16 protein-coding genes are annotated in these 19,215 nt (G+C 57.8%); 11 read left to right on the top strand and 5 right to left on the bottom strand.

Features of this window, described 5'->3' with window-relative positions:
* Positions 1 to 558 carry a DNA-3-methyladenine glycosylase I gene (locus BSF40_RS06050; RefSeq protein WP_007985082.1) on the bottom strand — a complete coding sequence of 186 codons (558 nt, stop codon included), beginning with the start codon at positions 556 to 558 and terminating at the stop codon, positions 1 to 3.
* An 81-nt stretch (positions 559 to 639) separates the two neighbouring features.
* Between BSF40_RS06050 and glyQ the strand changes: the two genes are divergently transcribed.
* The 4 genes from glyQ to BSF40_RS06030 all read left to right on the top strand — a co-directional run bounded on the left by glyQ (position 640) and on the right by BSF40_RS06030 (position 5,046).
* The gene (glyQ, locus tag BSF40_RS06045; protein ID WP_003187265.1) at positions 640 to 1,593 is read left to right on the top strand and encodes a glycine--tRNA ligase subunit alpha; all 954 of its coding nucleotides are present in this window, start codon (positions 640 to 642) and stop codon (positions 1,591 to 1,593) included.
* The gene (gene glyS / locus BSF40_RS06040) at positions 1,590 to 3,644 is read left to right on the top strand and encodes a glycine--tRNA ligase subunit beta (RefSeq protein WP_095964419.1); all 2,055 of its coding nucleotides are present in this window, start codon (positions 1,590 to 1,592) and stop codon (positions 3,642 to 3,644) included. Before glyQ ends, glyS begins: the two co-directional genes overlap by 4 nt.
* A 6-nt stretch (positions 3,645 to 3,650) precedes the next feature.
* Positions 3,651 to 4,184: a D-glycero-beta-D-manno-heptose 1,7-bisphosphate 7-phosphatase gene (gene gmhB, locus BSF40_RS06035; protein WP_095964418.1), complete on the top strand. Its 534-nt coding sequence runs from the start codon at positions 3,651 to 3,653 to the stop codon at positions 4,182 to 4,184.
* Between the two features lie 82 nt (positions 4,185 to 4,266).
* Positions 4,267 to 5,046, top strand: a complete 780-nt coding sequence (locus BSF40_RS06030; protein ID WP_095964417.1) for a 1-acyl-sn-glycerol-3-phosphate acyltransferase — start codon at positions 4,267 to 4,269, stop codon at positions 5,044 to 5,046.
* A 371-nt stretch (positions 5,047 to 5,417) separates the two neighbouring features.
* On the opposite strand, the gene gyrB is transcribed toward BSF40_RS06030, so the two are convergent.
* The 4 genes from gyrB to dnaA are packed head-to-tail and all read right to left on the bottom strand — an operon-like array spanning position 5,418 to position 11,631.
* On the bottom strand, positions 5,418 to 7,835 hold the full coding sequence (gene gyrB / locus BSF40_RS06025; protein ID WP_007969881.1) for a DNA topoisomerase (ATP-hydrolyzing) subunit B: 2,418 nt from the start codon (positions 7,833 to 7,835) through the stop codon (positions 5,418 to 5,420).
* A 5-nt stretch (positions 7,836 to 7,840) separates the two neighbouring features.
* Complete coding sequence (gene recF / locus BSF40_RS06020; protein WP_095964416.1) at positions 7,841 to 8,944, bottom strand: DNA replication/repair protein RecF; 1,104 nt, start codon at positions 8,942 to 8,944, stop codon at positions 7,841 to 7,843.
* 20 nt (positions 8,945 to 8,964) lie between these two features.
* Positions 8,965 to 10,068 (bottom strand): DNA polymerase III subunit beta, encoded by a 1,104-nt coding sequence (dnaN, locus tag BSF40_RS06015; RefSeq protein ID WP_007969885.1) that lies wholly within the window; start codon positions 10,066 to 10,068, stop codon positions 8,965 to 8,967.
* 39 nt (positions 10,069 to 10,107) lie between these two features.
* Positions 10,108 to 11,631, bottom strand: a complete 1,524-nt coding sequence (dnaA, locus tag BSF40_RS06010) for a chromosomal replication initiator protein DnaA (protein ID WP_095964415.1) — start codon at positions 11,629 to 11,631, stop codon at positions 10,108 to 10,110.
* Between the two features lie 566 nt (positions 11,632 to 12,197).
* On the opposite strand from dnaA, the gene rpmH reads away from it, so the two are divergent.
* The 7 genes from rpmH to rsmG all read left to right on the top strand — a co-directional run bounded on the left by rpmH (position 12,198) and on the right by rsmG (position 19,210).
* Complete coding sequence (rpmH, locus tag BSF40_RS06005; RefSeq protein WP_003213577.1) at positions 12,198 to 12,332, top strand: 50S ribosomal protein L34; 135 nt, start codon at positions 12,198 to 12,200, stop codon at positions 12,330 to 12,332.
* A 16-nt stretch (positions 12,333 to 12,348) separates the two neighbouring features.
* Complete coding sequence (gene rnpA / locus BSF40_RS06000) at positions 12,349 to 12,750, top strand: ribonuclease P protein component (RefSeq protein WP_015097448.1); 402 nt, start codon at positions 12,349 to 12,351, stop codon at positions 12,748 to 12,750.
* On the top strand, positions 12,743 to 12,988 hold the full coding sequence (gene yidD / locus BSF40_RS05995) for a membrane protein insertion efficiency factor YidD (protein ID WP_010207715.1): 246 nt from the start codon (positions 12,743 to 12,745) through the stop codon (positions 12,986 to 12,988). Before rnpA ends, yidD begins: the two co-directional genes overlap by 8 nt.
* A gap of 2 nt (positions 12,989 to 12,990) precedes the next feature.
* Positions 12,991 to 14,670, top strand: a complete 1,680-nt coding sequence (yidC, locus tag BSF40_RS05990) for a membrane protein insertase YidC (RefSeq protein ID WP_095964414.1) — start codon at positions 12,991 to 12,993, stop codon at positions 14,668 to 14,670.
* 79 nt (positions 14,671 to 14,749) lie between these two features.
* A complete protein-coding gene (mnmE, locus tag BSF40_RS05985; RefSeq protein WP_095964413.1) occupies positions 14,750 to 16,120 on the top strand; it encodes a tRNA uridine-5-carboxymethylaminomethyl(34) synthesis GTPase MnmE in 1,371 nt (456 codons plus the stop codon).
* A 550-nt stretch (positions 16,121 to 16,670) separates the two neighbouring features.
* Positions 16,671 to 18,569 carry a tRNA uridine-5-carboxymethylaminomethyl(34) synthesis enzyme MnmG gene (mnmG, locus tag BSF40_RS05975; RefSeq protein ID WP_095964411.1) on the top strand — a complete coding sequence of 633 codons (1,899 nt, stop codon included), beginning with the start codon at positions 16,671 to 16,673 and terminating at the stop codon, positions 18,567 to 18,569.
* A complete protein-coding gene (rsmG, locus tag BSF40_RS05970) occupies positions 18,566 to 19,210 on the top strand; it encodes a 16S rRNA (guanine(527)-N(7))-methyltransferase RsmG (RefSeq protein WP_095964410.1) in 645 nt (214 codons plus the stop codon). The genes mnmG and rsmG overlap by 4 nt, the downstream gene beginning before the upstream one ends.
* The last annotated feature ends 5 nt before the right edge of the window (positions 19,211 to 19,215 follow it).

Genomic DNA, 19,215 nt, shown 5'->3' with positions numbered 1-19,215 from the left:
CTAACCGCCGTTCGCCAACTGCGCGTAGCGGTCGCAGTCCCGAGTGTGATCCATGACCATGCCCGAGGCCTGCATCAGCGCGTAGCAAATGGTCGGCCCGACGAACGTGAAACCGGCTTTTTTCAGGCCTTTGCTCATTTCCACGGCGGTTGGCGTCACAGCCGGGACTTCGCTGCGGTCCTTGAAATGATTGATCACAGGCGTGCCACCGACGAACGACCAGAGAAACGCCACCGGGTCCTCAAGCGCCAGCCAGGCCTGGGCATTGCGCCGGGCCGCGTTGAGCTTGAGGCGGTTGCGGATGATGCCCGGATCGAGCATCAGTTCGTCGATTTCGGCATCGCTCATCTGCGCCACGCGCTGGACATCAAAACCAAACATCACCTGACGATAATGCTCGCGTTTGCGCAGCACGGTGATCCAGGAAAGCCCGGCCTGGAACCCTTCGAGCAAAAGCAACTCGAACAATCCCTGCGCATCGCGTAGCGGCGTGCCCCACTCCTGATCGTGATAAGCCATGTACAGCGGATCTTCGGAACACCAAAAGCAGCGTGGCATAAGGCTCCAGGGGGCGTGCGCAGCAATGAATCGGGTATACTCCCGCTCTTTAAATCGCAGCCCAAGAAACAGGTGAATTTCGTGAGCCAGCCTACGCCAGCCGTGCGTACCTTCCAAGACTTGATCCTCGCCCTCCAGCAATACTGGGCCGAGCAAGGTTGTGTGGTACTTCAGCCCTACGATATGGAAGTAGGCGCCGGCACTTTCCACACCGCTACATTCCTGCGCGCCATTGGCCCGGAAACCTGGAACGCCGCCTACGTGCAGCCAAGCCGCCGCCCGACTGACGGCCGCTACGGCGAAAACCCGAACCGTCTGCAGCACTACTACCAGTTCCAGGTGGTCCTGAAGCCGAACCCGGACAACTTCCAGGAACTGTACCTGGGCTCCCTCAAGCACGTCGGCCTGGACCCGCTGGTCCACGACATCCGCTTCGTCGAAGACAACTGGGAATCGCCGACCCTCGGCGCCTGGGGTCTGGGCTGGGAAGTCTGGCTCAACGGCATGGAAGTGACGCAGTTCACTTACTTCCAGCAAGCGGGCGGCATCGAGTGCTACCCGGTGACCGGCGAGATCACCTACGGCCTCGAGCGTCTGGCCATGTACCTGCAAGGCGTGGACTCGGTCTACGACCTGGTCTGGGCTGACGGTCCGTTCGGCAAAGTGACCTACGGCGACGTGTTCCACCAGAACGAAGTGGAGCAATCGACCTACAACTTCGAACACGCCAATGTCGACAAGCTGTTCGAACTGTTCGATTTCTACGAAAGCGAAGCCAAGCGCCTGATCGAGCTCGACCAGCCGCTGCCGTTGCCGAGCTACGAAATGGTGTTGAAGGCTTCCCACACCTTCAACCTGCTGGATGCGCGCCGGGCAATCTCGGTGACCGCGCGTCAGCAATACATCCTGCGTGTACGCACCCTGGCGCGTTCCGTTGCGCAAGCCTACCTGCTGGCTCGTGCCAAGCTGGGCTTCCCGATGGCGACCCCGGACCTGCGTGACGAAGTACTGGCCAAGCTGGAGGCTGCACAATGAGTGCTCTGGATTTTCTGGTTGAACTGGGCACTGAAGAACTGCCACCCAAAGCCCTGAACACCCTGGCCGAGGCGTTTCTTGCCGGTATCGACAAGGGCCTGCAAGCTGCCGGCCTGAACTACGAGACCAAAACCGTTTATGCCGCGCCGCGCCGCCTGGCTGTGCTGATCACCTCGCTGGCCACCCAGCAGCCGGATCGCAGCATCAACCTCGATGGCCCGCCACGTCAGGCTGCATTCGATGCCGAAGGCAACCCGACCCAGGCAGCACTGGGTTTTGCCAAGAAGTGCGGCGTCGAACTGAGCGAAATCGATCAGAGCGGCCCGAAACTGCGCTACAGCCAGAGCATCGCCGGCAAGCCGACCGCGAGCCTGCTGCCGACCATCGTCGAAGATTCGCTGAACGACCTGCCGATCCCGAAACGCATGCGCTGGGGTGCGCGCAAGGAAGAGTTCGTGCGTCCGACCCAATGGCTGGTGATGCTGCTCGGTGACCAGGTCATCGACTGCACCATCCTCGCCCAGAAAGCCGGTCGCGATTCCCGTGGTCACCGCTTCCATCACCCGCAAAGCGTGCGTATCGGTTCGCCGTCCAGCTACCTGGCCGACCTGCGTGCCGCCTACGTGCTGGCCGATGCCAACGAGCGTCGCGAGATCATCAGCAAGCGCACCGAAGAGCTGGCCACCCGTCAGGAAGGCACGGCAATCGTTCCGCCGGCCCTGCTCGATGAAGTGACTGCGCTGGTCGAGTGGCCGGTGCCGCTGGTGTGCTCGTTCGAGGAACGCTTCCTCGACGTGCCGCAGGAAGCCCTGATCACCACCATGCAGGACAACCAGAAGTACTTCTGCCTGCTGGATGCCGACGGCAAGTTGCTGCCACGCTTCATCACCGTGGCCAACATCGAAAGCAAAGACCCGCAGCAGATCATCGCCGGTAACGAGAAAGTGGTTCGCCCACGCCTGACCGACGCCGAGTTCTTCTTCAAGCAAGACAAGAAGCAGAAGCTCGAAGACTTCAACCAGCGCCTGCAGAACGTGGTGTTCCAGGAAAAACTCGGCAGCGTCTACGACAAGGCCGAGCGTGTTTCCAGACTGGCTGCGTTCATCGCTCAACGCATCGGCGGCAACGCCGCGTGGGCCGCTCGTGCCGGCCTGCTGTCCAAGTGCGACCTGTCGACCGAAATGGTCGGCGAGTTCCCGGAGATGCAAGGTGTCGCCGGTTACTACTACGCCCTCAACGATGGCGAGCCGGAAGATGTCGCCCTGGCCCTGAACGAGCAGTACATGCCGCGTGGTGCCGGCGCTGAATTGCCGTCCACCCTGACCGGTGCGGCCGTGGCCATCGCCGACAAGCTCGATACGCTGGTCGGTATTTTCGGCATCGGCATGCTGCCGACCGGTAGCAAGGACCCGTATGCCCTGCGCCGAGCGGCACTGGGCGTGTTGCGCATCCTGATCGAGAAACAACTGGACCTGGACCTGACCGAGGCCGTGGCTTTCGCCGTGGATGCGTTCGGTACCAAGGTCAAGGCTGCCGGCCTCAATGACTCGGTGCTGGAGTTCATCTTCGACCGTCTGCGTGCCCGTTACGAAGACGAAGGCGTCGATGTCGCCACCTACCTGTCGGTGCGTGCCCTGAAGCCAGGCTCGGCCCTGGACTTCGACCAGCGCGTGCAAGCGGTAGAGGCCTTCCGCAAATTGCCGGAAGCCGCTGCCCTGGCCGCGGTGAACAAGCGTGTGTCGAACCTGCTGAGCAAGGTCGAAGGTTCGGTGCCTACAGTCGTGGAAGCCAAGTACTTCGACAATGCCAACGAGTTCTCCCTGTACTCGGCGATCCAGCAGGCTGACCAGGCTGTACAGCCAATGGCCGCCTCGCGTCAGTACAGCGAATCCCTGGCACGCCTGGCTGCATTGCGCGAGCCGGTGGATGCGTTCTTCGAAGCCGTGATGGTCAACGCGGAAGACGCAAAAGTCCGCGCCAACCGTTATGCATTGCTGGCGCGTCTGCGTGGGTTGTTCCTCGGCGTCGCCGATATTTCGTTGCTGGGGTAAGACTGTTTGAAACTGCTGATTCTCGATCGGGACGGGGTGATCAATTACGACTCCGACGCTTACATCAAGTCGGTGGAGGAGTGGATTCCACTCCCCGGTTCGATCGAAGCCATCGCGCAGTTGAGCAAGGCCGGCTGGACGGTAGCAGTCGCTACCAACCAGTCGGGCATCGCTCGCGGCTACTACGACCTCGCTACCCTGGATGCCATGCACGAGCGCTTGCGCGCGTTGGTGGCGGAGCAGGGTGGTGAAGTCGGCCTGATCGTCTACTGCCCCCACGGGCCGGACGAAGGCTGCGAATGCCGCAAGCCGAAACCCGGGATGTTGAAAAGCATCGCCGCACATTACAACGTATCGCTGACTGATCTATGGTTCGTCGGCGATAGCCTTGGTGACCTGGAAGCCGCTAAAGCCGTCGATTCACAGCCAGTTTTGGTTAAGACCGGAAAAGGCGAAAAAACCTTGGGCAAGACCTTACCGGCAGGCACCTTGATTTTTGACGATCTGGCGGCGATTGCCGCAGAACTTATCCACAATTAGAGCGTTTTCGAGACTCCTGACCAGGGAGTGATCGGAAGTGCGCTTTATATAGACGGGCAAAGCCCGCACGGTAACCGTCACCATGTCGATACTGCAGGCCATCAGAACCTTCCTCTTTTACCTGCTGCTGGGCACCAGCTCCTTGCTGTGGTGCAGCCTGAGTTTTTTTATCGCGCCGTTTCTGCCGTTCAAGGCGCGCTATCGCTTCATCAACGTGTACTGGTGCCGCTGCGCCTTGTGGCTGAGCAAAGCGTTTCTGGGTATCCGCTACGAAGTGAAGGGTGCCGAGAACGTCCCTAAACGGCCTTGCGTCATTCAGTCGAACCACCAGAGCACGTGGGAGACGTTCTTTCTCTCTGCCTACTTCTCGCCGCTGAGCCAGGTGCTCAAACGCGAATTGCTCTATGTGCCGTTCTTCGGTTGGGCCATGGCCATGCTGCGACCGATCGCCATCGATCGCGACAACCCGAAAGCCGCACTCAAGCATGTGGCGCAGAAGGGCGATGAGTTGCTCAAGGACAATGTCTGGGTGCTGATCTTCCCCGAAGGCACGCGCGTTCCTTACGGCACCATCGGAAAGTTCTCGCGAGGTGGCAGTGCATTGGCGGTCAACGCAGAATTGCCCGTGCTGCCGATTGCGCACAACGCCGGCAAGTTCTGGCCGAAAACTGGTTGGGCGAAGAAGCAGGGCGTCATCACCGTGATCATTGGCACACCGATGTATGCCGAAGGCACCGGACCACGAGCCATTGCTGAATTGAACGACCGGGTCCAGGCCTGGAACGAGCAGATGCAACGGGAAATGGGCTCACTGCCACCGGCTCCGCAAGCACCGGTTTCAAACGACCAGGTGGCTGTCTGAGATTCTGTGGATAACCTGTGTACCGTTTCCTTTAAAACCGTCGTTATTTGTACGTAACTTTATGATTTTTTTACATATTTCTTAGAATGATAAATCCCATAAAAACGTGCATAAGTTTTTTTTGGACGTAAAAAAACCGGCTGATATAGCCGGTTTTTTTATGCCTGTAATGTGGATGTTTCAGGCGGTGTACAAAACGAGTCGAGAGTGAAACAGGTGGGGAAAAATCAAAAGATCGCAGCCTTCGGCAGCTCCTACAGGGATATCAATTTCTGCCTGTAGGAGCTGCCGAAAGCTACGATCTTTTGACCTCAACAAATAAAAAGGCCAACGCAAGAGCGTTGGCCTTTTGTATGGCGGGGCGACCGGAATCAGAAGTCCAGGTTAGACACCGCCAGGGCGTTGCTTTCGATGAAGTCACGACGAGGTTCGACCGCATCACCCATCAGGGTGTTGAAGATCTGGTCCGCGCCAATGGCGTCTTCGATGGTCACTTTGAGCATGCGGCGCGAGCCCGGGTCCATGGTGGTTTCCCACAGCTGATCCGGGTTCATCTCGCCCAGACCTTTGTATCGCTGGATGGTGTGACGCTTGGTGCTTTCGGCCATCAACCACTCAAGGGCTTCCTTGAACTCGGTGACCTGCTTCTTGCGCTCGCCACGCTGGATGTACGCGCCGTCGTCCAGCAAGGTGCTCAGTTGAGCGCCCAGGGAAACCACGGTCTTGTAGTCGTTGCTGCCGAAGAAGTCGCGGTTGAAGGTGACGTAGTTCGACAGGCCGTGGGAGATCAGTTCGACCTCTGGCAGCCAGACGTTACGTTCACGATCTTCACGCAGGCTGGCCTTGTAGACCAGGCCCGACTTCTCGACGGTGCGCAGACGCACTTCGTACTGGGCCAGCCAATCCTGCATCGCTGCGTGATCGGACAGTTGATCCATGCTGACCGCCGGCAGGTAGATGAAGTGCTCGGTCAGTTCCTGTGGGTACAGGCGCGACAGACGCTTGAGGGTCTTCATGACCAGACGGAAGTCGTTCACCAGACGCTCAAGGGCTTCGCCGGAGATACCCGGTGCTTCCTCGTTCAGGTGCAGGCTCGCATCTTCCAGGGCCGACTGCGTCATGTACTCTTCCATGGCGTCGTCGTCTTTGATGTATTGCTCTTGCTTGCCTTTCTTCACTTTGTACAGCGGCGGCTGGGCGATGTAGATGTAGCCACGCTCGATCAGCTCCGGCAACTGACGGAAGAAGAAGGTCAGCAGCAAGGTACGGATGTGCGAACCGTCGACGTCAGCATCGGTCATGATGATGATGTTGTGATAGCGCAGCTTGTCGATGTTGTACTCTTCGCGACCGATGCCGCAGCCGAGCGCGGTGATCAAGGTGCCTACTTCCTGGGAAGAGATCATCTTGTCGAAGCGAGCCTTCTCGACGTTCAGGATCTTACCCTTGAGGGGCAGAATCGCCTGGGTCCTGCGGTTACGTCCCTGCTTGGCAGAGCCGCCCGCGGAGTCACCTTCCACGAGGTACAGTTCGGACAGGGCAGGGTCCTTTTCCTGGCAGTCCGCCAGTTTGCCCGGCAAGCCGGCGATGTCCAGCGCGCCTTTGCGACGGGTCATCTCGCGGGCCTTACGTGCCGCTTCACGGGCACGGGCCGCGTCGATCATCTTGCCGACGACCAGCTTGGCTTCGTTCGGGTTTTCCAGCAGGAAGTCGGAGAAGTACTTGCCCATTTCCTGTTCGACCGCGGTCTTCACTTCGGAAGACACCAGCTTGTCTTTGGTCTGGGAGCTGAACTTCGGATCCGGTACCTTCACCGAAATGATCGCGGTCAGGCCTTCACGGGCATCGTCACCGGTAGTGGCGACCTTGTGCTTCTTCGCCAGGCCTTCTGCTTCGATGTAGGTGTTCAGGTTTCGCGTCAGTGCAGAACGGAAACCTACCAGGTGAGTGCCGCCGTCGCGCTGTGGAATGTTGTTGGTGAAGCACAACAGGTTCTCGTTGAAGCTGTCGTTCCACTGCAAGGCGATTTCTACGCCGATGCCGTCTTCACGCTGGATGTTGAAGTGGAACACCTGGTTGACCGGGGTCTTGTTGGTGTTCAGGTATTCAACGAACGCACGCAGGCCACCTTCGTACTTGAACAGCTCTTCCTTGCCGCTGCGCTCGTCCTTGAGGACGATGCCGACACCGGAGTTGAGGAAGGACAGTTCACGAATCCGCTTGGCCAGGATGTCCCAGCTGAAGTGGATGTTCTTGAAGGTTTCGCTGGAAGCCTTGAAGTGGATCTGCGTACCGGTGGTTTCGGAGTCGCCAACGATTTTCATCGGCTCTTGCGGAACACCGTGGACGTAAGTCTGTTCCCAGATCTTGCCACTACGGCGAACGGTCAGGACCAGCTCTTCCGACAGGGCGTTAACGACCGACACACCCACACCGTGCAGACCGCCGGAAACCTTATAGGAGTTGTCGTCGAATTTACCGCCGGCGTGCAGCACGGTCATGATGACCTCGGCTGCCGAAACGCCTTCTTCTTTGTGTACGTCTACCGGGATGCCACGGCCGTTGTCGCGAACGGTGATGGACTCATCCGGGTGGATGATGATGCTGATGTCGTCGCAGTAGCCGGCGAGCGCTTCGTCGATCGAGTTATCGACCACCTCGAACACCATGTGGTGCAGACCGCTGCCATCGTCGGTATCACCAATGTACATACCGGGACGTTTGCGTACGGCATCCAGGCCTTTCAGCACTTTAATGCTCGTTGAGTCGTACGTATTTTCTTCGCTCAATGCCTTCACTCCCGATGGTCGTGGGTCTGGGTGATACGGCCCTGTTCCACGTGGAACAGAGCGACTGGCGTTTCCGTCTGCCAGCCTTCCCTCAATAATTCGTGATCTACACAGGTGATAAATACCTGGCAGCGTAAGTCTTCCAACAAGCGGCAAAGCGCGCGACGGTGGTGCTCGTCCAGCTCGGACGGCAAGTCATCCACCAGATAAATACACTGACCGCGTCGAGCCTGGCTGACCAGGTGCCCCTGGGCAATCCGCAATGCGCAAACCACCAACTTCTGCTGGCCACGGGACAAGATGTCCGCGGCGTTGTGTGCGCCCAGTCTGAGACGCAAATCAGCACGTTGTGGTCCGGCCTGGGTATGCCCCATCTGCTGGTCCCGCTGCAGAGACCCGGCGAGCACAGCACTCAGTTCACGGTCCTTGTCCCAGCCGCGGTAATAGCTGAGCGTCAAGCCTTCAAGCTCAACCAGTTCGCTCAAGGTTTGTTCAAAGACTGGTTTCAAGGCTTTGATATAAGCGCGGCGGTATTCATCAATTTCAGCGCTGGCCTGGCACAGTTCCCTGTCCCAAACCGCTTGCGAAACGGCGTCAAGTGTACCATGCCGCAGCCAAGAGTTTCTCTGGCGCAGGGCCTTCTGCAGGCGCTGCCAGGTTGACATGAAGCGCGGTTCCACGTGGAACACGCCCCAGTCGAGAAACTGTCGGCGAATCTTCGGCGCACCTTCCAGCAATCGAAAGCTGTCAGGATTGATCAGTTGCAATGGCAGGATTTCCGCCAGTTGCGCGGCGCTGCGCGCGTTCTGTCCATCGATACGGATCTGGAATTCGCCTTGGCGATCCCGCGAAATGCCCAGGGCGCTGTGCCCACCCTCAGCCAGTTCAACCTGGCCAAAGACCGTGCATGCCAGTTGCTCGTATTGAATGACCGGCAATAGCCGGGTGCTGCGAAACGAACGGGCAAGCCCCAGCAGATGGATGGCTTCCAGAACACTGGTTTTGCCGCTGCCGTTGGCGCCGTAAAGGATATTGATGCGGGGGGAGGCGGAGAAGGTCACCGGGTGCAGATTGCGCACCGCGGTGACCGAGACGCGACTTAAGGACATCTAGCTTCTGCTGGGCATGATTACAGACGCATCGGCATGACAACGTAGGCCGAGTCGTCGTTATCCGATTCCTGCACCAGCGCACTGCTGTTGGAGTCGGACAGGATCAGACGAACCTGCTCGGTGGTCATCACGCCCAGCACGTCGAGCAGGTAGCTCACGTTGAAGCCGATTTCCAGAGAGCCACCGTTGTATTCGACGCCCACTTCCTCTTCCGCTTCTTCCTGCTCCGGGTTGTTCGCCTGGATCTTCAACTGACCGCTGGCCAGTTGCAGACGGATACCACGGTACTTCTCGTTGGACAGGATCGCGGTACGGCTGAACGCTTCGCGCAGCGCCTGGCGATCGCCCAGTACCAGCTTGTCGCCGCCTTTTGGCAGAACGCGTTCGTAGTCCGGGAATTTGCCGTCGACCAGTTTCGAGGTGAAGGTGAACTCACCGGTGGTGGCGCGGATGTGGTGCTGACCCAGAACGATGCTGACATTGCCATCCGGCTCGGTGAGCAGGCGTGCCAGTTCGAGGATACCTTTGCGCGGTACGATCACCTGGTGACGATCCGGTTGACCGATATCGGCCTGCATCGAGCACATGGCCAGGCGGTGACCGTCGGTGGCCACGGCGCGGATCACACCAGCGGAAACTTCCAGCAACATGCCGTTGAGGTAGTAACGCACGTCCTGCTGGGCCATGGCGAAGCTGGTGCGCTCGATCAGACGGCGCAGCTTGCTTTGCTCCAGGCTGCAGGTCAGCGAGCCCGGGCCTTCTTCCACGGTTGGGAAGTCGTTGGCCGGCAGCGTCGACAAGGTGAAGCGGCTACGGCCGGCCTTGACCACAAGCTTCTGCTCATCGACCTTGATGTCGATCAGCGCATCGTTTGGCAGGCTCTTGCAGATGTCCATCAGCTTGCGCGCAGGCACGGTGATGGAACCCGGATCCGCCGGCTCTTCGAGTTGAACACGACCAACCAGCTCGACTTCCAGGTCGGTACCGGTCAGCGACAATTGCTGGCCTTCGACAACCAGCAGCACGTTGGAGAGCACCGGCAAGGTCTGGCGGCGTTCGACGACGCCTGCGACCAGTTGCAGGGGTTTCAACAGGGCTTCGCGTTGAATGGTGAAATGCATGGTCTAGTCCCTTGCCTTAATTAGCTGCGCTGGTGTTCATCAAGTGGTCAGTGTACGCAGCAGGTTCTTGTAGTCCTCGCGGATGTCCGCGTCGGATTCCTTAAGTTCGTTGATCTTGCGGCAGGCGTGCAAAACAGTCGTATGGTCGCGGCCGCCAAACACGTCGCCGATTTCCGGCAGGCTGTGGTTAGTCAACTCTTTGGACAAAGCCATTGCAACCTGACGCGGACGTGCGACCGAGCGAGAACGACGCTTGGACAGCAAGTCGGAGATCTTGATCTTGTAGTACTCGGCGACGGTCCGCTGAATGTTATCCACAGAGACCAGTTTATCCTGCAACGCCAACAAGTCCTTCAGGGATTCGCGAATCAACTCGATGGTGATATCGCGCCCCATGAAGTGCGAGTGGGCGATCACGCGTTTGAGCGCGCCTTCCAGCTCACGGACGTTGGAGCGAATACGCTGGGCAATGAAGAACGCGGCGTCATGCGGCAGCTCGACTTTGGCCTGATCGGCCTTCTTCATCAGGATCGCCACGCGGGTTTCCAGCTCCGGTGGCTCGACCGCTACGGTCAGGCCCCAGCCAAAGCGGGATTTGAGGCGTTCTTCAAGGCCTTCGATTTCTTTCGGGTAGCGGTCACTGGTGAGAATGACCTGCTGGCCACCTTCGAGCAGGGCGTTGAAGGTGTGGAAAAACTCTTCCTGGGAACGCTCTTTACGGGCGAAGAACTGAATGTCATCGATCAGCAACGCATCCACCGAACGGTAGAAGCGTTTGAATTCGTTGATCGCATTCAGTTGCAGGGCCTTGACCATGTCCGCCACGAAACGCTCGGAATGCAGGTACACCACCTTGGCGTTCGGGTTCTTCTTTAATAGGTGGTTACCCACAGCGTGCATCAAGTGGGTTTTACCCAGGCCAACGCCACCATAAAGGAAGAGCGGGTTGTAACCGTGCTTGGGGTTGTCAGCCACCTGCCAGGCGGCGGCGCGTGCCAACTGGTTGGATTTACCTTCGACGAAATTCTCGAAGGTAAAGGTGCGGTTCAGGTAACTGGTGTGCTTGAGCGCACCTTCGACTTGCACGGTACGTTGCTCGGCACGAACCGGGGCCTGTTGCGAACTGGCGCCGGCCATCGGATCGAAGCTGTCACGGGAAGGTTCTTCCTCGGTGACCTCGGCCATTTTTTGCGTGGTGCGCTTGGTCGAAGCCGCAGCAGGTGCTGGCGGCGGCGGACTGGCGGGTGTTTGAGCAGCCTGGGCCTGGGAAGCGGCGGCTGCCAGGGGAGCATTTGGCGCGGCACGCGGTGCCGAACTGCGTTTGCTGCCTATTAATAAGGAAAGCGCAGGCGCCATGCCATTGCCGTGCTCATCGAGCAATTCGAGAACACGCCCCAGGTACTTTTCGTTGACCCAGTCCAGAACAAAACGATTGGGTGCATAGACACGCAACTCGTCGCCTTCGGCTTCGACCTGTAGTGGACGGATCCAAGTGTTGAATTGTTGGGCAGGCAGTTCATCGCGCAGAAGCTCCACGCACTGCTGCCAAAGTTCCACTGACACGGATATCCCCTAAGTTGAAAGCCGGTGAGGCAAAAACAAGCGGCCATTGTAGCGACCAGACGCCGACTTATCCACACGAAGGTGGTTCATCGACCAAGAAGAATCGCCGTTTCATACGCAAAAAAGACGACCAGTGGTCTGTGCATAAGCTCTGTGGATAACCGGGGTTAAGGTCATTGCACAAGTGGGGGCGAAACTCGGTGGATAACCGGCCTGTGGATAAACCGGCTTTCCACACACAGGTTATCCGATAGCGCAGCACAGGCTGAACACGGTTTTCCACTGTAGTTGTCATTCTCTGTACAGCAGGTAAAACAAGGGATAAAGGCACTTATCCACAGAAGGGTGCGGGCCTAGCTTTTATAAGCTTTACAGAAAAGCTTTAAATACTTTCCTTTCTTATTTTTATATTTACCCGCGGTTCGTTCAGCGCAAAACGCCTGGAGATCTATTTATAAGGAAACGCTGGTTGGAAATTGACCTGAAGGCTTGCTTTCTCTAGAATCCCCGGTCTCTTAAAACGGGGGCCATTCCGGCCCGTTGTGGACGAACCAGGTAACACGACAATGAAACGTACTTTCCAACCAAGCACTATCAAACGCGCTCGTACCCACGGTTTCCGTGCTCGCATGGCTACCAAGAACGGTCGTGCCGTACTGTCGCGTCGTCGCGCCAAAGGTCGTGCGCGTCTGGCAGTTTGATAAGCCGGCACTGGAGGTGAGTCAGGACTTCAGTCGGGAAAAGCGTCTGCTTACTCCCCGGCATTTCAAGGCAGTCTTTGACTCCCCTACCGGCAAGGTTCCGGGGAAAAATCTCCTGCTCCTTGCGCGCAACAACGATCTTGATCACCCCCGTCTCGGGTTGGTTATCGGGAAAAAGAGCGTAAAGCTCTCCGTCGAGCGCAATCGCCTCAAACGTCTGATGCGCGAATCGTTTCGTCTGAACCAGGATTCACTGGTCGGCTGGGACATTGTTATCGTCGCGCGCAAAGGTTTGGGTGACGTAGAAAACCCCGAATTGATTCAGCATTTCGGCAAACTCTGGAAACGCCTGGCTCGCAGTTCGCCGGTACCAGCAGTCAAAACCGAAACTGTAGGGGTAGACAGTCCAGATGCGTAAACTGGCACTCGTTCCGATCCAGTTTTATCGCTATGCCATTAGTCCCCTGATGGCCAGTCACTGTCGTTTCTACCCCAGTTGTTCCTGCTACGCGTTAGAAGCCATCGAAAATCATGGCCTTCTTCGCGGTGGCTGGCTGACCTTTCGTCGTTTAGGTCGCTGTCATCCGTGGAATCCCGGTGGTTATGACCCGGTTCCACCTATCCCTACCTCCCGTTCTTCTTCGATGGCCGAGTAATCATGGATATCAAACGCACGATCCTGATCGTCGCCCTGGCAATCGTGTCCTACGTTATGGTTCTTAAATGGAACCAGGACTATGGTCAGGCTGCCCTGCCGACTCAGAATGTTGCCACCAATACGACTGCATCGAGCCTGCCGGATACGGCATCTGGCTCCAACGCTTCCGCCAGTGACGACATTCCACGTGCTGCTAGCGACACCAGCGCACCTGCCGAAACACCGGTGGCTGTGAGCAAGGACCTCATCCAGATCAAAACGGATGTACTGGACCTGGCTATCGACCCACAAGGTGGTGATGTTGCTCAGTTGACCCTGCCGCTGTATCCGCGTCGTCAGGATCACCCGGAAATTCCGTTCCAGCTGTTCGATAACGGCGGCGAACGTACTTATCTGGCACAAAGCGGTCTGATCGGCACCAACGGTCCGGATGCAAATCCGGCCGGTCGTCCGGTTTATTCCTCGGAGAAGAAGGTTTATCAACTGGCTGACGGTCAGGACCAATTGGTCGTGGACCTGAAGTTCAGCAAGGACGGCGTCAACTACATCAAGCGTTTCACCCTGAAACGCGGCTTGTATGACGTAACCGTTTCCTACCTGATCGACAACCAGAGCGCCCAGCCCTGGACTGGTGCGATGTTCGCCCAGTTGAAGCGTGACGCCAGCGCCGATCCTTCGTCGACCACGGCCACCGGCACCGCGACTTACCTGGGCGCCGCCCTGTGGACAAGTTCGGAGCCGTACAAAAAAGTGTCCATGAAGGACATGGACAAGGCGCCGCTGAAAGAAACCGTCACTGGCGGTTGGGTTGCCTGGTTGCAGCACTACTTCGTGACCGCATGGATTCCGGCCAAGGGCGAAAACAACGTCGTCCAGACCCGTAAAGACAGCAAAGGCAACTACATCATCGGCTACACCGGCCCATCGATGAGTGTTGCCCCGGGCGCCAAGGCCGAGACCAGCGCTGTTCTGTACGCCGGCCCGAAAAGCCAGGCCGTGCTGAAAGAGTTGTCCCCAGGTCTGGAACTGACCGTCGACTACGGCATTCTGTGGTTCATTGCCCAGCCAATCTTCTGGTTGCTGCAACATATCCACGCGCTGGTCGGTAACTGGGGCTGGTCGATCATCTTCCTGACCATGCTGATCAAGGGGATCTTCTTCCCGTTGTCGGCTGCCAGCTACAAATCCATGGCGCGCATGCGTGCAGTGGCACCAAAACTGGCCGCGCTGAAAGAGCAACATGGCGATGACCGGCAGAAAATGTCGCAAGCCATGATGGAACTGTACAAGAAAGAGAAGATCAATCCGCTGGGTGGTTGCTTGCCAATCCTCGTGCAGATGCCGGTTTTCCTCTCGCTGTACTGGGTTCTGCTTGAAAGCGTTGAAATGCGCCAGGCGCCGTTCATGCTGTGGATTACTGACCTGTCGATCAAGGATCCGTTCTTCATTCTGCCGATCATCATGGGTGCAACCATGTTCATCCAGCAGCAGCTGAACCCGACTCCTCCGGATCCGATGCAGGCGAAGGTCATGAAAATGATGCCAATCATCTTCACCTTCTTCTTCCTGTGGTTCCCGGCGGGTCTGGTGCTGTACTGGGTAGTGAACAACGTATTGTCGATCGCCCAACAGTGGTACATCACTCGTAAGATCGAAGCGGCTGCCAAAGCAGCTGCCTGATTTACACTGTGGATAACCACTCAAGACGCCCCCTAGTGGGGCGTTTTGCTATCTGTCACTTTTGTCTGGATACCGGTTTATGAGCGTTCCTCGTGAAACCATCGCCGCCGTCGCCACCGCTCAAGGTCGTGGCGGTGTAGGCATCGTGCGTATCTCCGGGCCGTTGGCCAGCGTTGCGGCCAAGGCTTTCAGTGGTCGCGAGCTCAAGCCGCGATTTGCCCACTACGGTCCCTTTTTTGGTGAACACGACGAGGTGCTGGACCAGGGCATCGCGCTGTATTTTCCGGGGCCAAACTCGTTTACCGGCGAAGATGTACTGGAACTCCAGGGACATGGTGGCCCGATTGTTCTGGATATGTTGCTCCAGCGCTGCCTGGAACTGGGTTGCCGGCTTGCCCGGCCGGGGGAATTCAGCGAGCGTGCGTTCCTCAACGACAAGCTTGACCTGGCCCAGGCGGAGGCAATTGCCGACCTGATTGAAGCCAGTTCTGCCCAGGCTGCGCGAAATGCGTTGCGCTCCCTGCAAGGTGCTTTCTCGTCACGTGTGCATAACCTCACCGAGCAATTGATCGGCCTGCGCATCTACGTCGAAGCGGCCATCGATTTCCCGGAAGAGGAAATCGACTTCCTCGCCGATGGCCATGTCCTGAGCATGCTCGACAACGTGCGTGACGAGTTATCCACTGTCATGCGTGAAGCCGGGCAGGGTGCTTTGCTACGTGACGGCATGACCGTGGTCATTGCCGGTCGTCCGAATGCCGGTAAATCCAGCTTGCTCAACGCACTGGCCGGGCGCGAAGCGGCCATCGTGACTGAAATCGCCGGCACTACCCGTGACGTACTGCGTGAACATATCCACATCGATGGCATGCCGCTGCATGTGGTGGATACTGCCGGTCTGCGCGATACCGATGACCATGTGGAAAAAATCGGCGTGGAACGTGCCCTGAAAGCCATCGGTGAAGCGGATCGGGTACTGCTGGTGGTCGATGCCACCGCACCGGAAGCCCTCGATCCGTTCGCACTGTGGCCGGAATTTCTCGAAACCCGTCCCGATCCCGCGAAAGTTACCCTGATCCGCAACAAGGCCGACCTTACGGGCGAAGCCATTGCCATGGAGATCAGCGACGACGGCCACGTCACCATCAGCTTGAGCGCCAGGTCCGGAGGTGTCGGTCTGGAGCTGCTGCGTGATCACCTCAAGGCCTGCATGGGCTACGAGCAAACGTCCGAAAGCAGCTTCAGTGCTCGCCGGCGCCACCTTGAAGCGTTACGTCATGCCAGTGCTGCCCTTGAGCATGGTCGTGCCCAGTTGACCCTGGCCGGTGCTGGCGAGTTGTTGGCCGAAGATCTGCGCCAGGCTCAGCAGTCGCTGGGAGAAATCACCGGCGCCTTCAGCTCTGACGATCTGTTGGGGCGAATTTTCTCCAGCTTCTGTATCGGCAAGTAGCCCTCCTGGAATTCACAGACAGGCCGTTCGTGCCTGTCTGCTCTCTCTTTTTCTGAATAAACCCTCCAGTGCCGAGCGGACTTTGCCTGCTTGAGCGGAATTCTCGTGCCTGAATTTCGGGCAAACGACACTTTTCTGTGGATTAAGCCCTGTGAATAACCGCCGCTAAGGTCAGTTGATAACAGGGCCTGAAAACTGAACATAACCGCCTCTGTGGATAACCAGCCCTTTCATCCACAGGCTTACACCGGTTATCCAAGGGCCTCATTGGCACATGAACACAGGGTTTTGAATCGCTGTACATATTGAAAATAAAGGCCTGTAGAGATCTATCCACAGAAAGGCAGGTGCATAGAAATAAACATAAAAACAAAGATTTAATAAATTTCTCTCTTTTTAATTTCTATAACTCCGACTTTTCCACAGTTGGTTAAATTTTGTGCAAAGGGTTCTTTAGGAAGGGCGAAGTCCCTATACTTGTCGACCAGGTCCGAAAACCTGAGCTCAAACTATTCCTGAATTACCTACTTAAGCAGGCACGAGGTGCGTGGTGGATTTCCCTTCCCGTTTTGAAGTGATCGTCATCGGCGGCGGTCATGCCGGTACCGAGGCAGCACTGGCCTCAGCACGTATGGGGGTGAAAACCCTTTTGCTGACGCATAACGTGGAAACCCTCGGTGCCATGAGTTGCAACCCGGCCATTGGCGGGATCGGCAAAAGCCACCTAGTCAAGGAAATTGACGCCCTCGGCGGCGCGATGGCCATCGCTACCGATAAAGGCGGCATCCAGTTTCGTGTGTTGAACAGCCGCAAAGGCCCGGCCGTGCGTGCAACCCGCGCACAGGCCGACCGGGTTCTGTACAAGGCAGCTGTCCGCGAAATCCTGGAAAACCAGCCGAACCTGTGGATATTTCAACAGGCCGCTGATGACCTGATCGTCGAGCAGGAACAAGTGCGCGGCGTAGTGACCCAGATGGGCCTGCGTTTCCTCGCCGACTCGGTGGTTTTGACCACAGGCACCTTCCTCGGTGGACTTATCCACATTGGTTTGCAGAATTTCTCCGGCGGCCGTGCCGGTGATCCTCCGTCGATTGCCCTGGCTCACCGTCTACGTGAATTGCCTTTGCGGGTCGGTCGCCTGAAGACAGGTACGCCGCCGCGTATCGACGCCCGTTCTGTGGATTTCTCGGTGATGACCGAGCAGGCCGGCGATACGCCGATCCCGGTGATGTCGTTCATGGGTTCCAAAGAGCAGCATCCACGGCAGATCAGTTGCTGGATTACTCATACCAACGCCCGTACCCACGAGATCATTGCGGCGAACCTCGACCGTTCGCCGATGTATTCCGATGCAGGCGAGATCGAAGGCATCGGTCCGCGTTACTGCCCGTCGATCGAAGACAAGATTCATCGCTTTGCCGACAAGGAAAGCCACCAGGTCTTCATCGAACCGGAAGGTTTGACCACGAACGAGCTGTACCCGAACGGGATATCCACATCCTTGCCGTTCGATGTGCAATTGCAGATCGTGCAATCGATCCGAGGCATGGAAAACGCACACATCGTGCGCCCGGGCTACGCCATCGAGTACGACTACTTCGATCCGCGCGACCTGAAGTACAGCCTGGAAACCAAAGTGATCGGCGGTCTGTTCTTCGCCGGGCAAATCAACGGCACGACCGGTTACGAAGAAGCCGGCGCCCAGGGTTTGCTCGCCGGAACCAACGCGGCACTGCGCGCGCAGGGCAAAGACGCCTGGTGCCCGCGTCGCGACGAGGCCTATATCGGCGTGTTGGTCGACGACCTGATTACCCTCGGCACCCAAGAGCCGTACCGGATGTTCACCTCCCGCGCCGAATACCGTTTGATCCTGCGCGAAGACAACGCCGACCTGCGCTTGACCGAAAAAGGTCGCGAACTGGGCCTGGTGGATGACGTGCGTTGGGCGGCTTTCTGCAAAAAACGCGAAAGCATCGAACTGGAAGAGCAGCGCCTGAAAAGCACCTGGGTTCGCCCGGGCACCGAACAGGGCGATGCGATTGCCGAAAAATTCGGCACGCCGCTGACCCACGAATACAACCTGCTGAATCTCTTGAGCCGTCCGGAAATCGACTACGCTGGTCTGATCGCCGTGACCGGAGGTGGCGCAGAAGATCCACAAGTCGCCGAACAGGTCGAAATCAAGACCAAGTACGCCGGCTACATCGATCGTCAACAGGATGAAATCGCCCGCCTGCGCGCCAGCGAAGACACCAAATTGCCTGTGGATATCGATTACACGAATATTTCCGGTCTCTCCAAAGAGATCCAGAGCAAGCTCGGTGCGACCCGCCCTGAAACCTTGGGCCAGGCCTCGCGTATCCCGGGCGTAACGCCGGCAGCCATTTCGCTGTTGATGATTCATTTGAAAAAACGCGGCGCGGGCCGTCAGTTGGAGCAAAGCGCTTGAGTTCGTTGGTCACTTCGCAACATGCAGAAGAGTTATCCACAGGTGCCCGCCAGCTTGGCGTCACGCTGACAGAAACCCAGCACGCGCAACTGCTGGATTATCTGGCCCTGTTGATCAAATGGAACAAGGCTTACAACCTCACCGCCGTGCGTGATCCGGACGAAATGGTCTCCCGTCACCTACTCGACAGTCTGAGCGTGATGTCATTCATCGAAAACGGACGCTGGCTCGACGTTGGTAGTGGCGGCGGCATGCCCGGCATTCCGCTGGCTATCCTGTTTCCCGAGTCCCAGGTGACGTGCCTGGACAGCAACGGCAAGAAAACCCGCTTCCTGACCCAGGTCAAACTCGAACTCAAACTGGATAACCTGCAAGTTATCCACAGTCGCGTCGAAGCGTTCCAGCCTGCCCAGCCCTTCAACGGGATCATTTCCCGGGCTTTCAGCAGCATGGAAAACTTCAGCAACTGGACTCGTCACCTCGGCGACGCCAAAACACGCTGGCTGGCAATGAAGGGCGTTCATCCGGCCGATGAGCTGGTAGCATTGCCGGCAGACTTCCACCTCGATAGCGAACACGCCCTGGCCGTACCTGGTTGCCAAGGCCAACGCCATCTGCTGATACTGCGCCGCACGGCATGATTGGG

Source organism: Pseudomonas sp. ACN5 (assembly GCF_002303975.1).
Lineage (GTDB): Bacteria > Pseudomonadota > Gammaproteobacteria > Pseudomonadales > Pseudomonadaceae > Aquipseudomonas > Aquipseudomonas laurylsulfatiphila.
The sequence above is the reverse complement of the archived record's forward strand: the minus strand, read 5'-3'. Positions and strand labels throughout refer to the sequence as shown.

Coding starts and splice junctions, on each gene's coding strand:
- yidD (WP_010207715.1), top strand. CDS start 12,743: ATGCGTAAACTGGCACTCGTTCCGATCCAGTTTTATCGCTATGCCATT.
- dnaN (WP_007969885.1), bottom strand. CDS start 10,068: ATGCATTTCACCATTCAACGCGAAGCCCTGTTGAAACCCCTGCAACTG.
- BSF40_RS06050 (WP_007985082.1), bottom strand. CDS start 558: ATGCCACGCTGCTTTTGGTGTTCCGAAGATCCGCTGTACATGGCTTAT.
- yidC (WP_095964414.1), top strand. CDS start 12,991: ATGGATATCAAACGCACGATCCTGATCGTCGCCCTGGCAATCGTGTCC.
- mnmE (WP_095964413.1), top strand. CDS start 14,750: ATGAGCGTTCCTCGTGAAACCATCGCCGCCGTCGCCACCGCTCAAGGT.
- rpmH (WP_003213577.1), top strand. CDS start 12,198: ATGAAACGTACTTTCCAACCAAGCACTATCAAACGCGCTCGTACCCAC.
- glyS (WP_095964419.1), top strand. CDS start 1,590: ATGAGTGCTCTGGATTTTCTGGTTGAACTGGGCACTGAAGAACTGCCA.
- recF (WP_095964416.1), bottom strand. CDS start 8,944: ATGTCCTTAAGTCGCGTCTCGGTCACCGCGGTGCGCAATCTGCACCCG.
- BSF40_RS06030 (WP_095964417.1), top strand. CDS start 4,267: ATGTCGATACTGCAGGCCATCAGAACCTTCCTCTTTTACCTGCTGCTG.